This window comes from Thiothrix unzii (assembly GCF_017901175.1).
Classification (GTDB): Bacteria; Pseudomonadota; Gammaproteobacteria; order Thiotrichales; family Thiotrichaceae; genus Thiothrix; species Thiothrix unzii.
Genome location: NZ_CP072793.1, coordinates 287,625 through 307,861 on the forward strand (window position 1 = coordinate 287,625; position 20,237 = coordinate 307,861).

Annotated in this window: 20 protein-coding genes; 17 read left to right on the plus strand and 3 right to left on the minus strand. The window is 50.8% G+C overall.

The genetic code is table 11. The features are described from left to right. Positions 1-68: 68 nt before the first annotated feature. A complete protein-coding gene (gene ileS, locus J9260_RS01695; protein ID WP_210219337.1) occupies positions 69-2,885 on the plus strand; it encodes an isoleucine--tRNA ligase in 2,817 nt (938 codons plus the stop codon). Further along, positions 2,878-3,399 (plus strand): signal peptidase II, encoded by a 522-nt coding sequence (gene lspA / locus J9260_RS01700; protein ID WP_246499580.1) that lies wholly within the window; start codon positions 2,878-2,880, stop codon positions 3,397-3,399. Before ileS ends, lspA begins: the two co-directional genes overlap by 8 nt. 52 nt (positions 3,400-3,451) lie before the next feature. Here the strand turns inward: lspA and argH are convergent, their stop codons facing one another. After that, a complete protein-coding gene (gene argH / locus J9260_RS01705) occupies positions 3,452-4,852 on the minus strand; it encodes an argininosuccinate lyase (RefSeq protein WP_210219338.1) in 1,401 nt (466 codons plus the stop codon). A gap of 239 nt (positions 4,853-5,091) precedes the next feature. On the opposite strand from argH, the gene J9260_RS01710 reads away from it, so the two are divergent. Together J9260_RS01710 and J9260_RS01715 are read left to right on the plus strand one after the other, a co-directional pair. Then, positions 5,092-6,144, plus strand: a complete 1,053-nt coding sequence (locus tag J9260_RS01710) for a sensor histidine kinase (RefSeq protein ID WP_210219339.1) — start codon at positions 5,092-5,094, stop codon at positions 6,142-6,144. Positions 6,145-6,151: 7 nt separating this feature from the next. Further along, entirely contained in the window at positions 6,152-6,898 is a 747-nt protein-coding gene (locus J9260_RS01715) for a LytR/AlgR family response regulator transcription factor (RefSeq protein WP_210219340.1), read from the plus strand. A gap of 50 nt (positions 6,899-6,948) precedes the next feature. Here J9260_RS01715 and J9260_RS01720 read toward each other — a convergent pair whose 3' ends face one another. Next, complete coding sequence (locus J9260_RS01720) at positions 6,949-7,449, minus strand: thioredoxin family protein (RefSeq protein WP_210219341.1); 501 nt, start codon at positions 7,447-7,449, stop codon at positions 6,949-6,951. An 84-nt stretch (positions 7,450-7,533) separates the two neighbouring features. Between J9260_RS01720 and J9260_RS01725 the strand changes: the two genes are divergently transcribed. From J9260_RS01725 to J9260_RS01765, 9 genes are read left to right on the plus strand one after another with little or no spacing between them, the layout of a single operon-like run. Then, on the plus strand, positions 7,534-7,884 hold the full coding sequence (locus J9260_RS01725; protein WP_210219342.1) for an ATP synthase subunit I: 351 nt from the start codon (positions 7,534-7,536) through the stop codon (positions 7,882-7,884). Positions 7,885-7,926: 42 nt separating this feature from the next. Further along, the gene (gene atpB, locus J9260_RS01730; protein WP_210219343.1) at positions 7,927-8,781 is read left to right on the plus strand and encodes a F0F1 ATP synthase subunit A; all 855 of its coding nucleotides are present in this window, start codon (positions 7,927-7,929) and stop codon (positions 8,779-8,781) included. A 48-nt stretch (positions 8,782-8,829) separates the two neighbouring features. Then, positions 8,830-9,117, plus strand: a complete 288-nt coding sequence (gene atpE / locus J9260_RS01735; RefSeq protein WP_210219344.1) for a F0F1 ATP synthase subunit C — start codon at positions 8,830-8,832, stop codon at positions 9,115-9,117. Between the two features lie 43 nt (positions 9,118-9,160). Continuing rightward, on the plus strand, positions 9,161-9,631 hold the full coding sequence (locus J9260_RS01740; RefSeq protein ID WP_210219345.1) for a F0F1 ATP synthase subunit B: 471 nt from the start codon (positions 9,161-9,163) through the stop codon (positions 9,629-9,631). Between the two features lie 11 nt (positions 9,632-9,642). Then, positions 9,643-10,179, plus strand: a complete 537-nt coding sequence (locus J9260_RS01745) for a F0F1 ATP synthase subunit delta (RefSeq protein ID WP_210219346.1) — start codon at positions 9,643-9,645, stop codon at positions 10,177-10,179. 27 nt (positions 10,180-10,206) lie between these two features. Further along, a complete protein-coding gene (atpA, locus tag J9260_RS01750; protein ID WP_210219347.1) occupies positions 10,207-11,748 on the plus strand; it encodes a F0F1 ATP synthase subunit alpha in 1,542 nt (513 codons plus the stop codon). 15 nt (positions 11,749-11,763) lie between these two features. Next, the gene (gene atpG, locus J9260_RS01755) at positions 11,764-12,621 is read left to right on the plus strand and encodes a F0F1 ATP synthase subunit gamma (protein ID WP_210219348.1); all 858 of its coding nucleotides are present in this window, start codon (positions 11,764-11,766) and stop codon (positions 12,619-12,621) included. Between the two features lie 40 nt (positions 12,622-12,661). Further along, the gene (atpD, locus tag J9260_RS01760) at positions 12,662-14,038 is read left to right on the plus strand and encodes a F0F1 ATP synthase subunit beta (RefSeq protein WP_210219349.1); all 1,377 of its coding nucleotides are present in this window, start codon (positions 12,662-12,664) and stop codon (positions 14,036-14,038) included. A 9-nt stretch (positions 14,039-14,047) separates the two neighbouring features. After that, positions 14,048-14,476, plus strand: coding sequence for a F0F1 ATP synthase subunit epsilon (locus J9260_RS01765; protein WP_210219350.1), 429 nt, complete (start codon positions 14,048-14,050; stop codon positions 14,474-14,476). Positions 14,477-14,569: 93 nt separating this feature from the next. On the opposite strand, the gene J9260_RS01770 is transcribed toward J9260_RS01765, so the two are convergent. Then, a complete protein-coding gene (locus J9260_RS01770) occupies positions 14,570-15,685 on the minus strand; it encodes an ATP-binding protein (protein ID WP_210219351.1) in 1,116 nt (371 codons plus the stop codon). Positions 15,686-15,816: 131 nt separating this feature from the next. Here J9260_RS01770 and yjgA point away from each other — a divergent pair, with 131 nt between their 5' ends. The 4 genes from yjgA to J9260_RS01790 all read left to right on the plus strand — a co-directional run bounded on the left by yjgA (position 15,817) and on the right by J9260_RS01790 (position 20,235). Beyond that, entirely contained in the window at positions 15,817-16,320 is a 504-nt protein-coding gene (gene yjgA, locus J9260_RS01775; RefSeq protein WP_246499582.1) for a ribosome biogenesis factor YjgA, read from the plus strand. 88 nt (positions 16,321-16,408) lie between these two features. After that, positions 16,409-17,338 carry an AAA family ATPase gene (locus J9260_RS01780; RefSeq protein ID WP_210219353.1) on the plus strand — a complete coding sequence of 310 codons (930 nt, stop codon included), beginning with the start codon at positions 16,409-16,411 and terminating at the stop codon, positions 17,336-17,338. After that, positions 17,331-18,227, plus strand: a complete 897-nt coding sequence (locus J9260_RS01785; protein ID WP_210219354.1) for a DUF58 domain-containing protein — start codon at positions 17,331-17,333, stop codon at positions 18,225-18,227. The genes J9260_RS01780 and J9260_RS01785 overlap by 8 nt, the downstream gene beginning before the upstream one ends. Beyond that, positions 18,220-20,235, plus strand: a complete 2,016-nt coding sequence (locus J9260_RS01790) for a transglutaminase TgpA family protein (RefSeq protein WP_210219355.1) — start codon at positions 18,220-18,222, stop codon at positions 20,233-20,235. Before J9260_RS01785 ends, J9260_RS01790 begins: the two co-directional genes overlap by 8 nt. The last annotated feature ends 2 nt before the right edge of the window (positions 20,236-20,237 follow it).

Below are 20,237 nucleotides of genomic sequence, written 5' to 3' on the forward strand. Positions count from 1 at the left end.
GAAACTTGGTATTCTTGCGCGTTTGAGGCATAACCAATAAGCCAGATCAAAGACAACAGGACGAAGCAATGACGGACTACAAGCATACCCTTAACCTGCCAACCACGGATTTCCCCATGCGAGGTGATCTCGCCAAGCGTGAACCGGGAATGTTAGCGCAGTGGGAAAGTACCCAGCTTTATCAGCGTTTGCGCACCCATGCCGCAGGCCGCCCGTCTTTTATTTTGCACGATGGCCCGCCGTATGCGAACGGTGCGATTCACATTGGTCATGCAGTTAATAAAATCCTCAAAGATATGATTGTGAAAAGCAAAACCTTGAGCGGTTTTGACGCGCCTTATGTGCCGGGGTGGGATTGCCACGGCTTGCCGATTGAACTCAAGGTCGAAGCACTGTTAGGTAAAGTTGGCGATAAAGTGGATGCGCAAGCATTTCGTCAGGCGTGCCGTGCTTACGCGACTGAGCAAATTGACCAGCAGCGCAAGGATTTTAAACGCTTGGGCGTATTGGGTGATTGGGAAAATCCTTACCTGACGATGGACTTCCAAACCGAAGCTGACATTGTGCGGGCGTTGGGGCGTATTGCTGCCAATGGGCATTTGCTCAAGGGCGCAAAGCCGGTGCATTGGTGTACTGATTGCGGTTCGGCTTTGGCGGAAGCGGAAGTGGAATACGCGGACAAAACCTCGTTTTCGATTGATGTGCGTTTTAGCGTGGTTGATGAAGCCGCATGGTTGCAGCGCGTACCCGAAGCCGCAGGGCAGGGCGATTTGGCAGTGGTGATCTGGACGACTACGCCTTGGACATTGCCTGCAAACCAAGCGGTTGCGTTGAACCCTGAGTTGACTTACGTGGTGGTGCAAACCCCATCTGAGCGTCTGGTATTGGCGGAAGCCTTGTACGAATCGGTGCTACAACGCGCCGAGATTGCTGAGGCCAACGTGATTGCACGTTGCGCGGGGAGTCAGTTAGAAGGCTTGCTGTTGCAACATCCGTTTTATGCGCGTCACGTGCCGGTTATTTTGGGCGAACACGTTACCACGGATGCGGGTACCGGCGCGGTACACACTGCACCGGGTCATGGGCAGGAAGACTTCGTGGTCGGTTTGAAATACGGCTTGCCGGTGGATAATCCGGTGGGTAGTGACGGTTGTTTCTTGCCGAATACCGAATTGTTTGCGGGTGAATCAGTGCATAAAGCCAATCCGCATGTGCTGGAAGTGCTGACTGAACGCGGTAAGTTATTGAAAGCGGATAAATTACGCCACAGTTACCCGCATTGCTGGCGGCACAAAACTCCGCTGATTTTCCGAGCCACTCCACAATGGTTTATTAGTCTTGAGCAAAACGGTTTGCGGGCGCAGGCACTAGCCGCGATTCAAAACGTCAAGTGGATGCCGGATTGGGGTAAAGCGCGAATCGAAAGCATGGTGCAAAACCGCCCGGATTGGTGTATTTCCCGGCAGCGCACTTGGGGTGTGCCGATTGCGTTATTTGTCCATAAAGAAACCGGTGAATTACACCCACAAACCCCTGCTTTGATTGAAGCCATTGCGAACCGCATTGAACAGGGCGGCATTGATGCGTGGTTCCAAATGGAGCCGGAAGCCTTGCTGGGCAAGGATGCAGTACACTACGACAAGGTGAAAGATACCTTAGACGTGTGGTTTGATTCTGGGGTGACGCACGCGGCGGTGCTGGAGCGTCGTGCCGGATTGCACTTCCCGGCGGATGTGTATTTGGAAGGTTCAGATCAGCATCGTGGCTGGTTCCAATCGTCATTATTATCGGCGATGGGGACGCGCGGCGAAGCACCGTATCGCACGGTATTGACCCACGGTTTTGTGGTGGATGCCAAGGGCGAGAAAATGTCCAAATCCAAGGGCAATATTGTCGCGCCGCAAGAAGTTACCGGGAAATTGGGGGCGGATATTTTGCGCTTGTGGGTGGCTTCCACTGATTACAGTCGCGAAATGTCGGTTTCCGATGAAATTTTGAAGCGCACGGCGGATGCGTACCGGCGGATTCGTAATACCGCACGTTTCTTGCTGGCGAACCTGAATGATTTTGACCCTGCAACAGATACGGTAGCTGCGCACGACATGTTGCCGTTGGATCGTTGGGTGGTGGATCAGGCCGCGCAAGTACAGGATAAAGTGCTGCTGGCGTATGAGCGGTTTCAGTTCCATTTAATTGCGCAAGAAGTGTTGAATTTCTGCACGGTGGAATTGGGCAGTTTGTTCTTGGATATTACTAAGGATCGTCAATACACCATGCAGGCTGGCAGTTTGGGACGGCGTTCTGCACAAACCGCCGCTTGGCATATTTTGCAGGCAATGGTGCGCTGGCTTGCACCGGTATTGAGCTTTACGGCGGAGGAAATTTGGCAACACTTGCCGGGTGAAAAAGCCGAGTCAGTCTTGTTTGTACAGTGGTATGACGGTTTATTCCGCTTGGATGCTACCGATAAATTGTCCGCAAACGAGTGGAGTTACGTGTTTGCCTTGCGCGAATTGGTGAGTAAGCAGTTGGAAGAGGTGCGTGCTGCCGGGAAAATCGGTGCGGGTTTGAGTGCTGACGTGGATATTTATTACCGTCAGGCGGTGCGTGAGCCAGGAACGGATCCGCTAGTTAAGCTGGGTGATGAATTGCGTTTTGTGTTGATTACTTCAGCAGCGCATTTGCACGATATTGCTGATGTGCCTGAGGATGCGATTGAGGTGCTGGATCATGTGTTTGTGCGGGTGCGTCCTTCCGAACATGCAAAATGTGTGCGTTGCTGGCATCACCGTGACGATGTAGGTACTCATGCAGATCACCCTGAATTATGCGGGCGTTGCATTGAGAATGTGGATGGTGCTGGGGAGGTGCGTGAGTATGCGTAGTTTTCGTTCGCTTTCCGGCGATACCGGAATGCTCGGTTGGTTGTGGGTGACAGCACTGGTGATTGTGCTGGATCAGTTGACGAAATGGATGGCGGAAGCATATCTGGAATTTGCGCAACCTGTGGCTATTTTCCCGCACCTGAATATGACGCTGGCGTATAACTACGGGGCGGCATTCAGCTTTTTAGGTGATCAAGGCGGCTGGCAACGCTGGTTTTTTGCGATTTTAGCCGTCGCAGTGTGCGTGGTTATCGTCAATTGGTTACGTAAGCTCAGTAAAACACGGGTAGCAATGGCGGCGGCGTTGGCATTGGTATTGGGCGGTGCGATTGGCAATCTGATTGATCGCTTGATGTACGGTAAAGTTATTGACTTTATTGATGTTTATTTCGATATTCCATTCGTGATGGATAACTATCATTTCGCAACTTTTAACGTGGCGGATATTGCGATTACGTGTGGTGCGATGGTTTTGGTATTTTTGAGTTTGTTCACCAACGATCTTGAATCTTGAGAAACCACGGTGATTTAACCCTGCTCCCGTTTAAAGAGCAGGGTTTCCAGCTTTAACCCAGTAATTCGCGTGCAGCCAGTACTTGTCGCTTGACTTGCGCTGGTGCTGTACCGCCAAGGTGATCACGTGCGGCGACCGAGCCTTCAAGGGTTAACACCTCAAATACATCCGCAGTGATAATCGCGGCGAAGCTTTGCAGCTCTTCCAAGTGCATTTCGCTTAAATCGCGTCCGGTTTCTACGCCGAGTGCAACCGCTTTGCCAACGACTTCGTGGGCATCGCGGAATGGTAAACCTTTGCGCACTAAATAATCCGCTAAATCCGTTGCGGTGGAAAAGCCTTTCATGGCGGATTGGCGCATTTTGTCGGCTTTGGGTTGTACGTGCGGCATCATGTCAGCAAAAGCCCGCAGGCTGCCTAATAGCGTATCTACAGTATCAAACAGGGGTTCTTTGTCTTCCTGATTGTCTTTGTTGTACGCCAGTGGCTGACCTTTCATCAGGGTTAACAATGCGATTAAATGCCCGAAAACCCGCCCGCTTTTGCCGCGAACCAATTCAGGAACATCTGGGTTTTTCTTTTGCGGCATAATGGATGAGCCGGTGCAGAAACGGTCTGGCAAGCGGATAAAATCAAATTGCGCCGAAGTCCACAGCACTAATTCTTCCGAAAAGCGCGACAGATGCATCATAATCAGCGATGCCGCTGAGGTGAATTCAATCGCGAAATCACGATCGCTCACTGCATCCAAGGAGTTACGTGCAGGGCGTTCAAAGCCTAGTAATTGCGCGGTGTATTCGCGGTCAATCGGGTAGGTCGTGCCTGCCAATGCTGCCGCACCCAGTGGCATAACATTAATGCGTTTACGGCAATCTTGCAGCCGCTCGAAATCACGTTGCAGCATTTCAAACCATGCCAGCATGTGATGCCCAAAGGTAATGGGTTGCGCCACCTGTAAGTGAGTAAAGCCGGGGAGGATGGTGTCAGCTTCGCGTTCTGCCAAATCAATCAGCGCACGCTGCAAACGGCGTAACTCGTGGCTAATTCCATCCACTTGATCGCGCAGCCACAAGCGCACGTCAGTGGCTACTTGGTCATTACGTGAGCGTCCGGTGTGCAGTTTTTTACCGGCGATGCCGATGCGGTCGGTGAGGCGTGCTTCCACATTCATGTGGACATCTTCCAGCGATACTTTCCATTCCAGTTGATTATTGTCGGCTAAGTGTTCGATTGCATCGAGGCCGCTCAGGATTTGTTCAACTTCATTGGTGTTTAATAGCCCTACTTTGCCAAGCATTTGAGCATGAGCGCGGGAGCCTTGGATGTCGTGTTTGTACAAACGCTTATCAAAGTTAATGGATGCGGTGAATTCTTCGACGAAAGCGTCGGTGGATTCGCTAAAGCGTCCGCCCCAAGGTTTGTCCTTGGCGGAATCGGTTGGTTTTCCGTTCATGGGTTAATGTCTATTTTTCATCAGGTTGCCAAAAAAAGTTGCCAGACATTATCACATTGTGGAAGAATAAAAAATCTAAGCACAAAGTACGGTCGCCTGACAGCAGCCGCGCTTAGTATATAAGGAAATGCTCAGCCCGTAGTGGCAGATCAGGGAATAACAAAAAAAATAACTTTTAAACTGAAATCAAGCATGTCGGCTCAACGCCCGTTGTACCGCTTCTTGGTTGAGAGCAATAAATGCCAGCATTTAATGGAAAAATATTGAGCTATCTGCCGAACTTGTGCGTGCCGCAGGCGTTGTTACGCACGGTGTTAGCCGCAGAGTTCTTGGCGATTATCCTTGCCTTGACCGTGGCATCAGACTTGAGCGATTTTTTCGTCAAGCTAGGGTTGCATTCGCTGTTTGTGCAGTGGGTGGCGTTGGCTTCTACATTCACGCTGTGCCTGATTGGGCGCGTCATTGTGAACCCGGAGATTGCGCGGGCTACTAGCATTGTGTTGGGCGTGGTTGCGTTATTTACCTTGCTGGCTTCGGTGCTGGGTTTGGTATTGGCGGGTGGCCAAGGCGATCTGTTGGATAAGTTGGCTGCCAGTGGCTTATTCATTATAAAAAATCTAGTGATTGCCTTGGTGATTACCTTGGTATTGCTGCGCTATTTTTACATCCACAATCAGTGGGAGGCGACGGTCGAATCGGATTCAGCGGCTAAGTACGATGCATTGCAAGCACGGATGCGTCCGCACTTTTTGTTTAACAGTTTAAACACGATTGCACACTTGGTTCACAAGGAGCCAAAGCGGGCAGAAGACGCGCTGTTGGATTTAGCCGATATTATGCGCCTAACACTCGACAAACGGTCGAGGATTTCTCTCCGAGAAGAGCTAGAGTTAACGCTTGCCTATTTACGTATGGAAGGTTTGCGTTTAGGAGAGAGACGCTTGCACGTTAAGTTGGATATGGATCGTAACAGTTTGCCGATGGATATGGATATTCCACCGTTTCTGTTACAGCCCTTGGTGGAAAATGCGGTCTATCATGGCATCCAGCCCCGTCAGGATGGCGGTTTGTTAACAGTTAGTCTTTACGACGCGGGTGGACGTTTGGACGTGGCTGTGACGAATCCGTTGCCGCCAGCGGGTGTGAGTACGCATTCCAAAGGTAATCACATTGCCCAAGAAAACTTGGTCAATCGTTTACGTTTGGCGTATGGCGACCGTGCCAATCTCAAAATACAAAAAAATGCTAATACGCAGCAATACCGCGTCTCGTTTTCCATCCCCAAGGAGTAGAAAAATTATGACATTAAAAGTGTTGGTCGTTGATGATGAAGAATACGCCCGCGAGCGTATTAAGGGGTTGTTAGCGACTCAGGTGGATTATGCAGTTTGTGCCGAAGCCGAAAACGGGGTCGAGGCAGTGATGATGGCGGAACGTTATCTGCCTGACATTGTGTTGATGGACATCTCCATGCCAGCGATGGATGGGTTGGAAGCCGCACGTCATATGTCAGGTATGGACAGCCCGCCAGCCGTCATATTCACCACAGCGTATGGTGAATATGCTTTAGAAGCCTTCTCAACAAAAGCAACAGGGTATCTTATGAAACCGATTAGACAAGAACAATTATTACAAAGTCTGGAACAAGCCCGTACCTTGAATCGTGCACAACGCCTTGAGGCGTTAGAAGGGCGTGATAACAGGAGCTTCCTGTCACGTAAGCACATTTGTGCGCGGATGCGCGGCAACCTTGAGCTGATTCCGATTGAGGAAGTGGTGTATTTCCAAGCGGATCAAAAATATGTCACAGTGCGCCACAAAAAAGGTGAAGTGATTATTGAAGAATCCCTGAAGTCCTTAGAAACCGATTTGGCGGATCGTTTTATTCGCATTCACCGTAATGCGCTGGTGGCGAAAACGGCTATTTCCGGGTTGTCGAAGTCTTCCATCGGGCGTACTCAAGTGGTGTTAGATAATGTTAAAGACCAACTGGAAGTAAGTCGCCGTCATCTGGCGGAAGTTCGTCGCTTCGTCCGCAATCGCTGAGATTTCTCCTTTGAGGATGGCGTGTGTGCGTCATCCTCACTCTTTTGAGGTTATTGAACGGCAGCATGAGCTGTGTCAATGGCACTTTCTAAATAAGCCCCGTAGAAATCAGGGCTGTTGTAACCCAGCAGTGGTTCTGCGACAGCTTTTCCCGTTGAATCCAGAAAAACCAGTGTTGGCGTGAGTGTTGCACCGTGTTTGGCTGCAAAAACATCCGCGTCCACTGTATCCCCATTAAAATCAGTAATTGTCTCAACTTCACCTAAACTGAAGCTGCGGATAATGATGCGCTCATTATAATCTGGGCTTTTCAGCATCGGGATGAGGTATTCTGATTCAAGTTGTCGACAGTAGGTGCAATAGTCAGCACGGAAAGCCAATAGTAACGGTAATTTCCTAGTCTGCATTTCCTTGCTTAAGGCTTGAAAATCGTGTGTTTCCTCAGTTGTGGCTGCATTACCGCACGCTCCCATGAGTAATGTCATCAAAATTAAAAATGTCGACAATATGGGTTGCAACGGCTTGCTAAGGGGCGATATGATGCGTTTCATCCAGTGGTTGACCCTATATTAGTATATCTTTATACTCCTCTGGAATTCGCGGACAAGACTTAATCAGTCAACGACAGGGAGCAGATGCGCAACGTACTTATCATCCAAGCAATCTTGATTTTAGCGGGTGTCGCAGTGTCAAGATTTTATCAGGGCGATGCGGCGTTGCTTCCTGCATTCTATGGCGGTGCGATAGCTCTTGCCAATACCCTATTATTATCCCGGCGCATTACGATGGCGGGTGAAATAGCGAAGACGAATCCTCAGCATAGCGTCAATACGCTGTATTTTGGGGTCGTACAAAGATTTGTTTTTGTGTTAGTTGCTTTAGGGTTGGGTCTAGGTTATCTAAAGCTTGCCCCTGTGCCGGTGTTAGGCACGTTTATGGTGGCGCAACTAGCCTATATGCTGATGGGAGCCCGCCAAGCCGGGTGATGCCAGCACCAGATTTTTTAACTTTAGTGTACGGGGTGAATTGTGAGCGAATCGAATGCGCCAGCAATCTCAAATCCTGTTGAGTACATCCAGCACCATTTGACCAACTGGAGTGTTGGCGTTGAGCACGGTGAGCAAGTCAAGATCGTTGACTTCAGCGTTTTCCACGTCGATGTCTTTTTGTTCAGTGCATTACTCGCAGGTTTGTTTGCTTTTTTTGCTTGGAAAGTCGGCAAAAATCTGAATCCTGACAAGCCCACTGGGGCACAAAATGTCATGGAGACACTGCTTGAGTTCGTCAATCAGCAGGTCAAGGATATTTTCCCCGGTGCTGATCGCCTGATCGGGCCGTTAGCATTGACTATCTTCGTCTGGGTTCTGTTGATGAACTCTATGGACTTCCTGCCAGCCGATTTATTACCTGCATTAGCGGGCGGTATTGCCGGTTTGTTTGGTGCAGATCCCCATCATGTTTATTTGAAAGTCGTACCGACCACTAACTTGGACACTACGTTCGGGTTGGCACTGTCTGTATTCGCACTGATCATCTTCTACAACATCAAACACAAAGGTCTGTGGGGTTACACCAAGCAATTCTTGTTCCACCCGTTTGGTCCTTACCTGATGCCAGTTAATATCATCATGACGGCGATTGAAGAAGTGGCAAAACCTGTCAGTCTCGGCCTTCGTTTGTTCGGAAACATGTTCGCGGGTGAGTTGTTGTTCTTGTTGATTGCACTGTTAGCGTTCTCGGTTTGGGCAATGCCTGCACAAATCGCATTGGGTTCACTCTGGGCAATTTTCCACATGTTGGTCGTGCCATTACAGGCGTTCATCTTTATGCTGCTAACCATCGTGTACTTGGGATTAGCAAGCCAAAATGACGAACACCATTAAGATTTTTTGATTTTACTTTTTGATTTTTAACTTTTCGGAGACTTCACAATGGATGCACAAGCTGTTGCAATGATCTATTCCTACACCGCCGTTGGCGTTGGCATTATCCTCGCGGCTGCTGGTCTGGGTTCAGCACTGGGCTGGGGTATGATCTGTTCTAAATTTATCGAAGGCATCGCTCGCCAACCTGAAATGCGTGCGCAATTGACCGGTCAAATGTTGTTTACCGGTGGTTTGATGGAAGCATTCCCAATGATCGTTCTGGGTATCTCCATGTGGTTCATCTTTGCTAACCCGTTCATCGGTGCTGCTAAAGCTGCAATGGGTGCTGGTTAATTCCCCGATTGTTAAACGTTGTTACTAACATTCGGAGGTTAACATGAACGTAACTGCAACCCTGATTGGCCAGATGATCGTTTTTTCGATCTTGGTCTGGTTCGTCAAGAGCGTACTGTGGGAACCGATGCTGAAAGTGCTGGAAGACCGTAAAGCGCGTATCGCTGATGGTCTCGCCGCTGCCGAAAAAGGCAAGCACGAAGAAGAATTGGCTCGCCAACACGCACTGGATGAACTGAAAAAAGCCAAAGCTGAAGCTGCTGAAATCGTCGCACAAGCGCAAAAGCGTGCGTCTGAAATCGTTGACGAAGCCAAGAATGCTGCTGTGGAAGAAGCAGGCCGCGTGAAAGTGGCAGCTCAAGCAGACATCGAGCAGGAAGTTTCCCGCGCTCGTGAAAGCTTGCGTTCACAGGTTTCTGCACTGGCGATTGCCGGGGCTGAGAAAATTCTTGGTCGCGAAGTGGATGCCAAAGCTCACGCTAAAGCATTGGATGAACTGGCTGCGCAAATTTAAGGTGGTGAACCATGTCTGATTTGACAACCGCTGCCCGTCCTTACGCCCGTGCGGTGTTTGAGATGGCGCAGGAAGCCGGAAAGTTGACCGAATGGTCAGCGCAACTGGCAGCCATGTCTGCGGTCGTCGCGGCTGAAGGTTCATCTGCCTTGTTGGCTCATCCTCGTATGACCAAAGAACAGAAAGCGACAGTATTCGGCGAGATTGCAGGTGATGCACTCGACGACCAAGGTCGCAATCTGCTCAAGGCACTGGCTGAACATGACCGTTTCGTGTTGTTGCCTGAAATTTCCACCATCTTTGAACAAATGAAGGCGGAAGCGGAAGGTGCAATTGAAGCGGAAATTATTTCTGCACAGGAAATGAGCGATGACCAGCAGCAGACCATTGCTGCGGCACTCCAAAAACGCTTGGGACGTGAGATTAAGCTCGTCACTAAAGTTGACCCGACCCTGATGGGTGGTGCGATTGTTCGCGCAGGTGACTTGGTGATTGACGGCTCAATCCAAAGCAGGCTGAAAGATATGAAGGCGGCGTTGGCGCGTTAAGCCCAGCCGATAATTGAGGAATAGCATATGCAACTTAACCCAACTGAAATCAGTGACCTGATCAAAAAGCGCATCAGCAGCTTTGAGTCTGGTGCTGAAGCTCGCACTGAGGGTACGGTTGTCTCCGTTACGGATGGTATCGTCCGCCTTCACGGGCTTGGCGATGTAATGTCCGGCGAGATGATCGAATTCTCCAACGGCTCTTACGGTCTGGCTTTGAACCTAGAACGTGATTCCGTCGGTGCGGTTGTCCTTGGTGATTATAAAGGTATCACTGAAGGCGACACTGTAAAATGTACTGGTCGTATCTTAGAAGTACCACACGGTCGTGGTTTGCTGGGTCGCGTTGTTGACGCACTGGGCAACCCGATTGATGGTAAAGGCCCAGTTGAAAACGACGGTTTCGCGCCAATTGAGCGTGTAGCACCGGGCGTTATCGAACGTAAATCGGTTGACCAACCGCTGCAAACTGGTGTGAAAGCACTGGACGCAATGGTTCCCATCGGTCGTGGTCAACGTGAATTGATTATCGGCGACCGCCAAACTGGTAAAACAGCGGTAGCTGTTGACGCAATCATCAACCAAAAAGGCAAAAACGTGAAATGCGTTTACGTCGCGATTGGTCAGAAAGCGTCATCAGTAGCTAACGTAGTACGCAAACTCGAAGAGTACGGCGCACTGGAATACACGGTTGTGGTTGCGGCTACTGCGGCTGACCCAGCTTCCATGCAATACCTCGCGCCTTACGCGGGTTGCACCATGGGTGAATACTTCCGTGACCGTGGCGAAGACGCACTGATCGTATACGACGACTTGACCAAGCAAGCATGGGCTTACCGTCAAGTTTCCCTGTTGCTGCGCCGCCCACCGGGTCGTGAAGCGTATCCAGGGGACGTTTTCTACCTGCACTCCCGTTTGCTGGAACGCGCTTCCCGCGTTAATAAAGAATACGTTGAAGAGTTCACTAAAGGTGAAGTGAAAGGCCAAACCGGTTCATTGACCGCGCTGCCAATCATCGAAACCCAAGGTGGTGACGTTTCTGCTTTCGTACCTACTAACGTTATCTCGATCACTGACGGTCAGATCTTCTTGGAAAGCGACCTGTTCAACGCGGGCATCCGTCCTGCGATCAACGCAGGTCTGTCAGTATCCCGCGTAGGTGGTGCTGCACAAACCAAGATCATCAAGAAACTCGGTGGTGGTGTGCGTCTGGCACTGGCGCAGTACCGTGAATTGGCAGCGTTCTCGCAGTTCGCATCTGACCTCGACGAAGGCACTCGTAAGTCTTTGGCGCGTGGTCAACGTGTAACTGAACTGATGAAACAGCCGCAATTCTCCCCGCTGTCCGTAGCAGAAATGGCTTTCTCCCTGTACGCCGCTAACGAGGGTTTCCTCGACGACGTAGACGCGAAGAAAATCGTAGATTTTGAAGCAGCAATGCTGAGCTATCTGCGTTCTTCTGAGAAGGCACTGCTGGATAAGATTAACGAGAAAGGTGATTTCAACGACGAGATTGCTGGCGCGATGAAAACCGCTCTGGAAACTTTCAAGTCGAAAAACACTTGGTAATGGGAGGTTATTCCTATGGCAGGTGGTAAAGAAATACTAAGCCAGATCAAGAGTATCGGCAATACCAAGAAGATCACTAAGGCAATGGAGATGGTTGCTGCATCCAAAATGCGCCGTGCGCAAGACCGGATGAAAGCCAGCCGTCCTTATGCTGAAAAAATGCGTCAAGTGGTTGGTCACTTGGCAGCAGGTCATCTTGAGTATAAACACCCTTATACCCAAACACGCGAAACCGTGAAACGGGTTGGCTATATCATCATCTCCTCTGACCGGGGGCTGTGTGGTGGTTTAAACGTCAACTTGTTCAAGCAGGCGTTGCGCAGTATTGCTGAGTGGAAACAGCAGGATGTCGAAGTCGACATTTGTGTTTTCGGTGCTAAAGCCTCTGCTGCGTTCCGTCGCTATGGGATTGTTGCTCAGAAAACCCACATGGGCGATGCCCCAAAAGTGGCGGACATGATCGGCACAATCAAGGTGATGTTGGATGCTTACGAGGAAGGCCGGATTGATCGCCTTTTCTTGGTCGAGAATGAATTCGTTAACAGCATGACGCAAAAACCGCAGGTGACTCAGCTCATCCCGGTGGTGGCTTCGGCAACGGATTCAATCAAGCACCATTGGGACTATCTCTACGAACCAGAGTCGAAAGAAGTCATTGATGCGTTGATGCAGCGTTACATTGAATCAATCATTTACCAAGGCGCGGTTGAAAACGTGGCTTGTGAAATGGCAGCGCGGATGGTGGCCATGAAAAGTGCCTCCGACAACGCGGGCACGATGATTGATGATTTAAAGCTGATCTACAACAAGGCGCGTCAGGCGGCAATCACTCAGGAAATTTCCGAGATTGTTGCGGGTGCTTCGGCGGTCTAACGCTGTTATGGATTTTACAATTTAGTGAGGTACCAGGCACATGAGCACTGGAAATATCGTTCAAGTAATCGGCGCGGTCATTGACGTGGAATTTCCACGCAATGCTGTGCCAGCGGTCTACGATGCGTTGATCGTAGGCGACCAAGGCTTGACCTTGGAAGTCCAGCAGCAGTTGGGTGACGGCATTGTGCGTGCTATCGCGATGGGTACGTCTGACGGCGTGAAACGCGGTATGAGTGCAACCAATACTGGCGCACCCATCTCTGTTCCGGTTGGGGCAGGCACTTTGGGACGTGTAATGAACGTTCTGGGTGAAGCGATTGATAACGCTGGCGACATCGTTCACGACAAGAAAATGCCAATCCACCGTGCGCCACCTGCGTATGATGAATTGTCATCCGGTATCGACATTCTGGAAACAGGCATCAAGGTTATCGACCTGATCATGCCTATCGCCAAGGGTGGTAAAATCGGTCTGTTCGGTGGTGCGGGTGTAGGTAAAACCGTAACACTGATGGAGCTGATCAATAACATCGCTAAGCAACACAGCGGTTTGTCCGTGTTTGCGGGTGTTGGTGAACGTACTCGTGAAGGGAACGACTTCTACCACGAAATGACAGAAGGCGGCGTTATCGACAAGGTAGCTCTGGTTTACGGTCAGATGAACGAACCACCCGGCAACCGTTTGCGCGTAGCGTTGACTGGTCTGACCATGGCGGAATACTTCCGTGACGAAGGCCGTGACGTTCTGATGTTCGTTGACAACATCTACCGTTACACACTGGCGGGTACGGAAGTATCGGCACTGTTGGGTCGTATGCCATCTGCGGTAGGTTATCAGCCAACACTGGCGGAAGAAATGGGCGCACTGCAAGAGCGTATCACTTCCACCAAGACAGGCTCCATCACTTCATTCCAGGCCGTTTACGTACCTGCGGATGACTTGACTGACCCATCCCCAGCAACTACCTTCGCCCACTTGGATGCGACACTGGTATTGTCACGTAACATCGCGGAACTGGGTATTTACCCTGCGGTAGATCCACTTGACTCCACCTCGCGTCAGCTTGACCCGTTGGTTGTTGGTCAAGAACACTACAGCATTGCGCGTGGCGTTCAAGGCATCCTGCAACGTTATAAAGAACTCAAGGACATCATCGCGATCCTGGGTATGGACGAACTTTCTGACGAAGACAAACAAGTCGTCGGTCGTGCGCGTCGTATCCAACGCTTCCTGTCCCAGCCGTTCTTCGTAGCGGAAGTGTTCACGGGTTCACCGGGTAAATACGTTACCTTGAAAGACACGTTGAGCAGCTTCAAGGCGATCCTCAACGGTGAATATGACCACTTGCCAGAACAAGCGTTCTACATGGTCGGCGGTATCGACGAAGTTGTTGAAAAAGCTACGAAGCTCTAAGGGGGCATCATGGCGATGACATTTCATTTGGACGTAGTGACGGCAGAACAAGCACTGTTCTCCGGCACGGTCGAAGAAGTGATTGCACCGGGTGCAATGGGTGACTTAGGCATTATGCCGCGTCACTCACAGTTGATTTCCAAGCTGCGTGCAGGAGAATTGCAGTACAGAACTACCGAAGGCGCGATGGCATCGCTGTTCGTCTCTGGCGGTGTACTGGAAGTTCAACCACATGTGGTGACAGTATTGGCTGACACCGGGATGCGTGCGGAAGACCTCGATGAGGCAGCCGCCCGCGAAGCGATGAAGCAAGCTACCGACGCGCTGCAAGGCAAAGACCCGGAAGACCTCGATTATGAGGCGATCCAATCCGAGCTGGAAGCCGCCAAGGCGCAGATCGAAATGCTGCACCGGATCGGTAAGGCACGCGGTCACTGAGTTTCGACGAGTCCGCAAAAAACAGAAAGGCTGCCTAGTGCAGCCTTTTTGCTATGGGGAATAGACTTAATGTCCTATCTGGAGATGGGGTTCTTATAGGGAAGCAGTATTGTACTGTTCTAATAGGCATTTTAGGCTATAGCGCACTTCGTTATTCGGGTAGCTTAAGGTGTATTCTGGTAAGACACCTGCAAACGGTAAGTGTTCTTTTTTGATGGTCAAATAGCCTGTTTGGAACAACAGCGTTTCCACGTGAATCCGATCTACATCGAAATCGCCCAAGGCTTTGTAATCCATACGCACTGCTTCGAGATCAGGCAAATGGAACTGGCGTTTGCGCAAAATATCTACCAAGAATGACGGCGTGGCGGTTTCAAACCAATAAGGCAGGAATTCCTTACCTTTGGAAATAAACAGCAGCACATCAAACGGGTTATAAACGCTTTCCCCTAGCCAGTTGTAGCCGTTGTACCAGCGTTGCACCAAGGCCATGTCCGCACCTTGCAGATGTTCGCTGAAATGCTGCTCCAGTTCCGTTTGGGTGTAACCACACAAGGCACTGTAACGCGGGTCGAGGGTAATATCTTCCAAATTATTCAGGCCGCTGAACAGCGACACTTTAGAAAATTTGCTCACCCCCGTGAGGAAGGCAAAGCGGATATGGGCATCGTTGTCCTTGATCACTGAATACAGATTGCGCAAGCCATTGCGCATCTCAGCCGCTACGGTGCTATCGGTGATATTGTCGAGGATTGGTTTGTCGTATTCATCCACCAGCACCACCACGTTGCACCCGTACTTGGCTTTAGCGGTGCGGATGAGTTCAGCGAAGCAACCCGACAGGCTTTTTTCTTCACAGCTAATGCCCAGCCGCTTCTGGTTAATGCGCAGCAATTCCCCGATTTTTTCATCCAGCTCTGCCCGGTTGGCTAATTGCCCCGAACCAAAACTGATGTTAATCACCGGGTATTGCACCGCCCAATCCCAATGCGGGTGGATGTGCAAGTCACGAAACAGCGGTTCATTACCCGCAAATAATTGATGCAAAGTGTCTACCAACAAGGATTTCCCGAAACGGCGCGGGCGTGAGAGGAAGTAATACGAACCCTTATCAAGCAATGTTTTAATGTGAGCAGTTTTATCCACATACACGCAATTACCTGAGATGATTCTTTCGAGAGTGCTGATGCCGATGGGTAATTTTTTCATGTGCCGCGCCTGCTGTGGGTGATAGGGGCATTATAGCGGACTTTAGCTAGGCGTGAATGCGGGGAAGCGTTATCCTTCAAGCACCTTTTTGTTTTAGAATGCACCCTTGCAGTTACGGTAAGGATAGTCTTGTGTGGAATGAATACGATGATGAAGACGATGATTTCATCAGCAGAAGCCAAGTCAAACGTGAAGCGGAAGCCGCGCAGGTGGTGGGCGAACGGCTGATCACATTGCGCCAAGAGCAGCTTGAGCAGTTAGATTTGCCTGAAAAGCTGTATGACGCGGTAATTTTGGCGAAACGTTTGGATAGCAACGGCGCGATACGTCGTCAAAAGCAGTACATCGGCAAAATCATGCGTACCATTGAGTTAGAGCCGATTCAGGCGCAGTTAGATGATTGGGACGGGCGTAATCGTGCGGATAATGCTCGGTTTCATCAACTGGAGCGGTGGCGTGAGCGTTTATTGGTGGATGACAATGCCTTGGGGGATTTGATGAAAACTTACCCCGAACTGGATATGCAGCACATCCGCACCCTGATTCGTAATGCCCGTAAGGAACAAGCCGCCAGCAAGCCACCCAAAAGCAGTCGCGAATTGTTTCAATATTTACGCACCTTGGCAGATATTTAAGCCGCCAGCAATCGTTTCAACATAGGCAAGCTTCAGCCTATCGTGTAGAGTTCCAGTTAATACATCATAACAACAACGGAAACTTCACATGACGGCTGCGGCTCCGCAACTGATTCACGCCACCTTGGCGCAGTTAAATAAAGTCATTCTTGGTAAAGAGCAACAAGTGCGTCTCGCGCTGACCTGCTTGTTGGCGAATGGTCATTTATTGCTCGAAGATTTGCCAGGTATGGGAAAAACCACCCTCGCGCACGCACTCGCTACGGTGTGTGGTCTGGACTATAAACGGGTGCAATTTACCAGCGACTTATTGCCAGCCGATGTGATTGGTGCGACGGTGTTTGAGGCACACAGCGGGCAATTTCGGTTTCATCCCGGCGCGGTGTTTAGCCAGATTTTTCTGGCGGATGAACTCAATCGTGCCAGCCCCAAAGCGCAAAGTGCGTTGCTGGAAGCGATGGAAGAACAACAAGTCAGCGTTGATGGCACGAGTCATCGTTTGCCCACCCCGTTTTTCGTGATTGCCACCCAAAATCCCAGCACACAGGCGGGAACGTTTCCTCTGCCCGAATCGCAACTGGATCGGTTTTTATTGCGCATCTCCTTGGGTTATCCCGATCCAGTGGTGGAGCGCGAATTGCTCAAAGGCCGCAGCGGGCGCAATTTACTAGCGAATCTGCAACCCGTATTGAATGCGCAACGCCTCAAAGCCCTGCAAAGCCTGATTCCACAAGTCAAAATGACCGATACCCTGCTCGATTATCTGCAACGTTTGATTGCACAAACCCGTCAACGCGAAGTGTGCCAGTTAGGTTTATCGCCACGCGGAGCACAAGCCTTGGTGAAAAGTGCGCAAGCTTGGGCATTATTGCAAGGGCGTGGGCATGTGTTGCCGGAAGATGTGCAAGCGGTTTTTGTGGCGGTGGCAGGGCACCGTTTAATCGGACGTACCGAAACGCATGGCGAACAATTAGCACGGCATATCCTCAACAGTGTGGATGTGATTGGTAATGGTTGAGCTGGGGCGCAAAACAGTTTTTATCTTGCCCAGTAAGCCGACGTTAGGTTTGTTGTTATTGATTGGTTTGTTGTTTTTGCTGGCGGTCAATTTCCAAAATGCCTTGGTGTACGCGGTGTGTTTTTGGCTGTTGGCGTTATTGTTGATCAATGTGTTTTACACATGGCGCAATGTTGCGGGCTTGCAAGTGCAAGCGGTCGGAGTGGAACCGTGTTTTGTCGGTGATAAAGCAGTGGTGGAAATCGAGTTAAGTTGCGCCCCACGCCAGCGTAAATTTGCGTTGCAATTGTCTTGGCCTGACGAAGATAGCGTGCAAGTTAATTTAGCGACACACAACACGGTGCGGGTGAAATTGTCGCATTCGACGACGCGACGTGGGTGGTTTCAGCCGCCGCGTGTCCGCATTGCCAGTGCTTACCCCACCGGTTTGGCGTTGGCATGGGCTTATGTGGCATTGCCGGTGCAAGGATTGGTGTATCCGCAACCGCTGGCGCGTTCTTTTCCCGAACATGATTTGACCGCGCAAACCAGTCAAGACGGGCGTGAAATCGCGGGTGGCAGCAGCGATTTTGGCGGGGTACGTGCGTATCAGGTGGGCGACGCACCCAAACACTTGCACTGGGGAAAATACGCGCAAACGGGCAAGCTTTATACCAAAACCTTTGTGGATTACGCCAGTCACGCCTTGTGGCTGGACTGGGACAGCTTGCCGATGCCGGGGGTGGAAGTGCGTTTATCGCACTTGTGCAGTCAGGTGTTGGAATTTAATCAGGCGCAACGCCATTACGGACTGAAATTGCCGGGGGTAACGGTCGAGCCGGGGCAGGGTGAGGCACATCAGGCGCGTTGTTTACGGGCGTTGGCATTATTTGGAGTGGAAGATGCCTAAACAGCCGGTCACTTACGTGGGGATGTTGTGGTTATTGGCTGCGTCGGTGGTGGTGATGTTGCCGTTCGCGCTGCATTTGCCGTTGTGGTTGATTCCGGTGGTGTTGTTTGCCGCTGGCTGGCGGTTGTGGGTATTAGCCGGTGGCGCGAGTCAGCCGCAAACCTGGGTTAAGGCGGTATTGGCAGCGACTGGCATTGGCGGGTTGTGGTTGAGTGGGCTGCAATTTCCTTCGTTGGAAGCAATGTCGGCTCTGTTGTTGCTGGGGTTTGCGTTTAAATCGTTGGAAGCGATTCAGCGACGTGACGCGCTGGTGGTGATTTTTAGCGGTTATTTTTTGGTGGCACTGCACTTTTTGTATGCACAAACGCTGTTGGCAGGCGGGTACGGGGTATTTTCCTTGGTGGTATTAACCGGGGCATTGATCGGTACGCAACAATCCGTCGCGGAATTTTCCACATGGCAGCAGGTGCGCTTTAATCTGCGGTTGGCGGGAACAATGTTGCTGCTGTGTTTGCCGTTAATGCTGGTGTTGTTTGTATTCGCGCCGCGTTTAGCTCCGTTGTGGTCATTGCCGACTTTATCCAATCAAGCCAAAACCGGAGTGTCAGATCAGATGACACCGGGGGATATTGCGCAGTTGAGCCAGTCGTCGGAGTTGGCGTTTCGGGTCACGTTTAAAGGTGAACGCCCCGAACAAAAGCAGTTGTATTGGCGTGGTTTGGTGCTGAACCATTTTGATGGGCAAGCTTGGAAGCAATTTTCACAAACGTATGATCCTTTACAAATCAATGATGTGGTGCGTAAAGAGTTTGCCTTGCATTCGGATCAGGTGCAGCAACAAGGCACAGCCGTAGCATATGACGTGGTGTACGAAAAAACTGGGCAGCCGTGGTTATTTACCCTGACTCCGGCGTTAAGCTTAGGTGGGGCGGACGTATTGCAGGCGGCGGATTATCGGGTTATGGCAACGCAGCCGTTGCAAGCTCCATTGTTGTTATCGGCGGTGAGTTATCCACAATCGGCGCGTGATCTTAATCTTGTACCTTGGTTGCGGGATTTGGCGTTGCAATTGCCTGACTCCGGCGATACGCGCAGCCGTGAATTGGCGCAACGTTGGCGTGCCACCGCCGCGAATGAGCAGGCGTATATCGACAAGGTGTTGGCGCATTTCCGTGAGCAGCAATTTCATTACACTTTGCGTCCACCGTTGCTGGGGGAAAAAGATACGATTGATGCGTTTTTGTTTGATGCACAACGCGGATTTTGTGCGCATTACGCGGGCAGTTTCGTGTTTTTAATGCGGGCAGCAGGGATTCCCGCAAGGGTGGTGGTGGGCTATCAAGGCGGTGAGTGGAATACTAAAGGCAGCTATTTGAGCGTGCATCAATACGATGCTCATGCATGGACGGAAGTGTGGCAAGCAGGCAAGGGTTGGGTGCAAATTGACCCGACGGCAGTGATTGCCCCGGAGCGTGTCGAGCAAGGTTTAGCCGCAGCGGTGCAAGCAGAAGGCAGCTTTTTGGAAAACGAGCATTTCAGTTTGCGTAACGTGACTTGGCTAAATGGCGTGCGCGGGCAGTGGGATGCGTTGCAATACGGCTGGCAGCGATGGGTGTTGGGTTATGACGGTGCGACGCAATTGGCGTTATTGCAGCAACTATTGGGTGAAATAAGCTGGTGGCGCGTGGGTGCATTTGTTGGATTTTTAATGCTGGCGATTACTTTGGGTTGGGGATTATTACTGGGGTTAGCGCGGCGTAAGGTGCATGAAGCGCGGGAACATCAACTTTACCGGCTTTTTTGCAGCGCGTTGGCAAAGCGTGGGACGGTGCGTGCTACAGGGCAAACACCGGGGGATTTTGCCCAGCAAGCGGCGAATGCATTCCCGGCACAAGCGGCAGTAATCGCTGAATTTACCCGCGTTTATGAAACCTTATGTTATGCACCGCAAGTTGATGCGGGGGCGTATCGGCAGTTGCAACACTTACTGCGGCAATTACGGTTTTAGCG

Bases quoted from the DNA above. Each gene is read 5' to 3' on its own strand.
- ileS (WP_210219337.1), top strand. From the start codon at position 69: ATGACGGACTACAAGCATACCCTTAACCTGCCAACCACGGATTTCCCC.
- lspA (WP_246499580.1), top strand. From the start codon at position 2,878: ATGCGTAGTTTTCGTTCGCTTTCCGGCGATACCGGAATGCTCGGTTGG.
- argH (WP_210219338.1), bottom strand. From the start codon at position 4,852: ATGAACGGAAAACCAACCGATTCCGCCAAGGACAAACCTTGGGGCGGA.
- J9260_RS01710 (WP_210219339.1), top strand. From the start codon at position 5,092: ATGCCAGCATTTAATGGAAAAATATTGAGCTATCTGCCGAACTTGTGC.
- J9260_RS01715 (WP_210219340.1), top strand. From the start codon at position 6,152: ATGACATTAAAAGTGTTGGTCGTTGATGATGAAGAATACGCCCGCGAG.
- J9260_RS01720 (WP_210219341.1), bottom strand. From the start codon at position 7,449: ATGAAACGCATCATATCGCCCCTTAGCAAGCCGTTGCAACCCATATTG.
- J9260_RS01725 (WP_210219342.1), top strand. From the start codon at position 7,534: ATGCGCAACGTACTTATCATCCAAGCAATCTTGATTTTAGCGGGTGTC.
- atpE (WP_210219344.1), top strand. From the start codon at position 8,830: ATGGATGCACAAGCTGTTGCAATGATCTATTCCTACACCGCCGTTGGC.
- J9260_RS01740 (WP_210219345.1), top strand. From the start codon at position 9,161: ATGAACGTAACTGCAACCCTGATTGGCCAGATGATCGTTTTTTCGATC.
- J9260_RS01745 (WP_210219346.1), top strand. From the start codon at position 9,643: ATGTCTGATTTGACAACCGCTGCCCGTCCTTACGCCCGTGCGGTGTTT.
- atpA (WP_210219347.1), top strand. From the start codon at position 10,207: ATGCAACTTAACCCAACTGAAATCAGTGACCTGATCAAAAAGCGCATC.
- atpG (WP_210219348.1), top strand. From the start codon at position 11,764: ATGGCAGGTGGTAAAGAAATACTAAGCCAGATCAAGAGTATCGGCAAT.
- atpD (WP_210219349.1), top strand. From the start codon at position 12,662: ATGAGCACTGGAAATATCGTTCAAGTAATCGGCGCGGTCATTGACGTG.
- J9260_RS01765 (WP_210219350.1), top strand. From the start codon at position 14,048: ATGGCGATGACATTTCATTTGGACGTAGTGACGGCAGAACAAGCACTG.
- J9260_RS01770 (WP_210219351.1), bottom strand. From the start codon at position 15,685: ATGAAAAAATTACCCATCGGCATCAGCACTCTCGAAAGAATCATCTCA.
- J9260_RS01780 (WP_210219353.1), top strand. From the start codon at position 16,409: ATGACGGCTGCGGCTCCGCAACTGATTCACGCCACCTTGGCGCAGTTA.
- J9260_RS01785 (WP_210219354.1), top strand. From the start codon at position 17,331: ATGGTTGAGCTGGGGCGCAAAACAGTTTTTATCTTGCCCAGTAAGCCG.
- J9260_RS01790 (WP_210219355.1), top strand. From the start codon at position 18,220: ATGCCTAAACAGCCGGTCACTTACGTGGGGATGTTGTGGTTATTGGCT.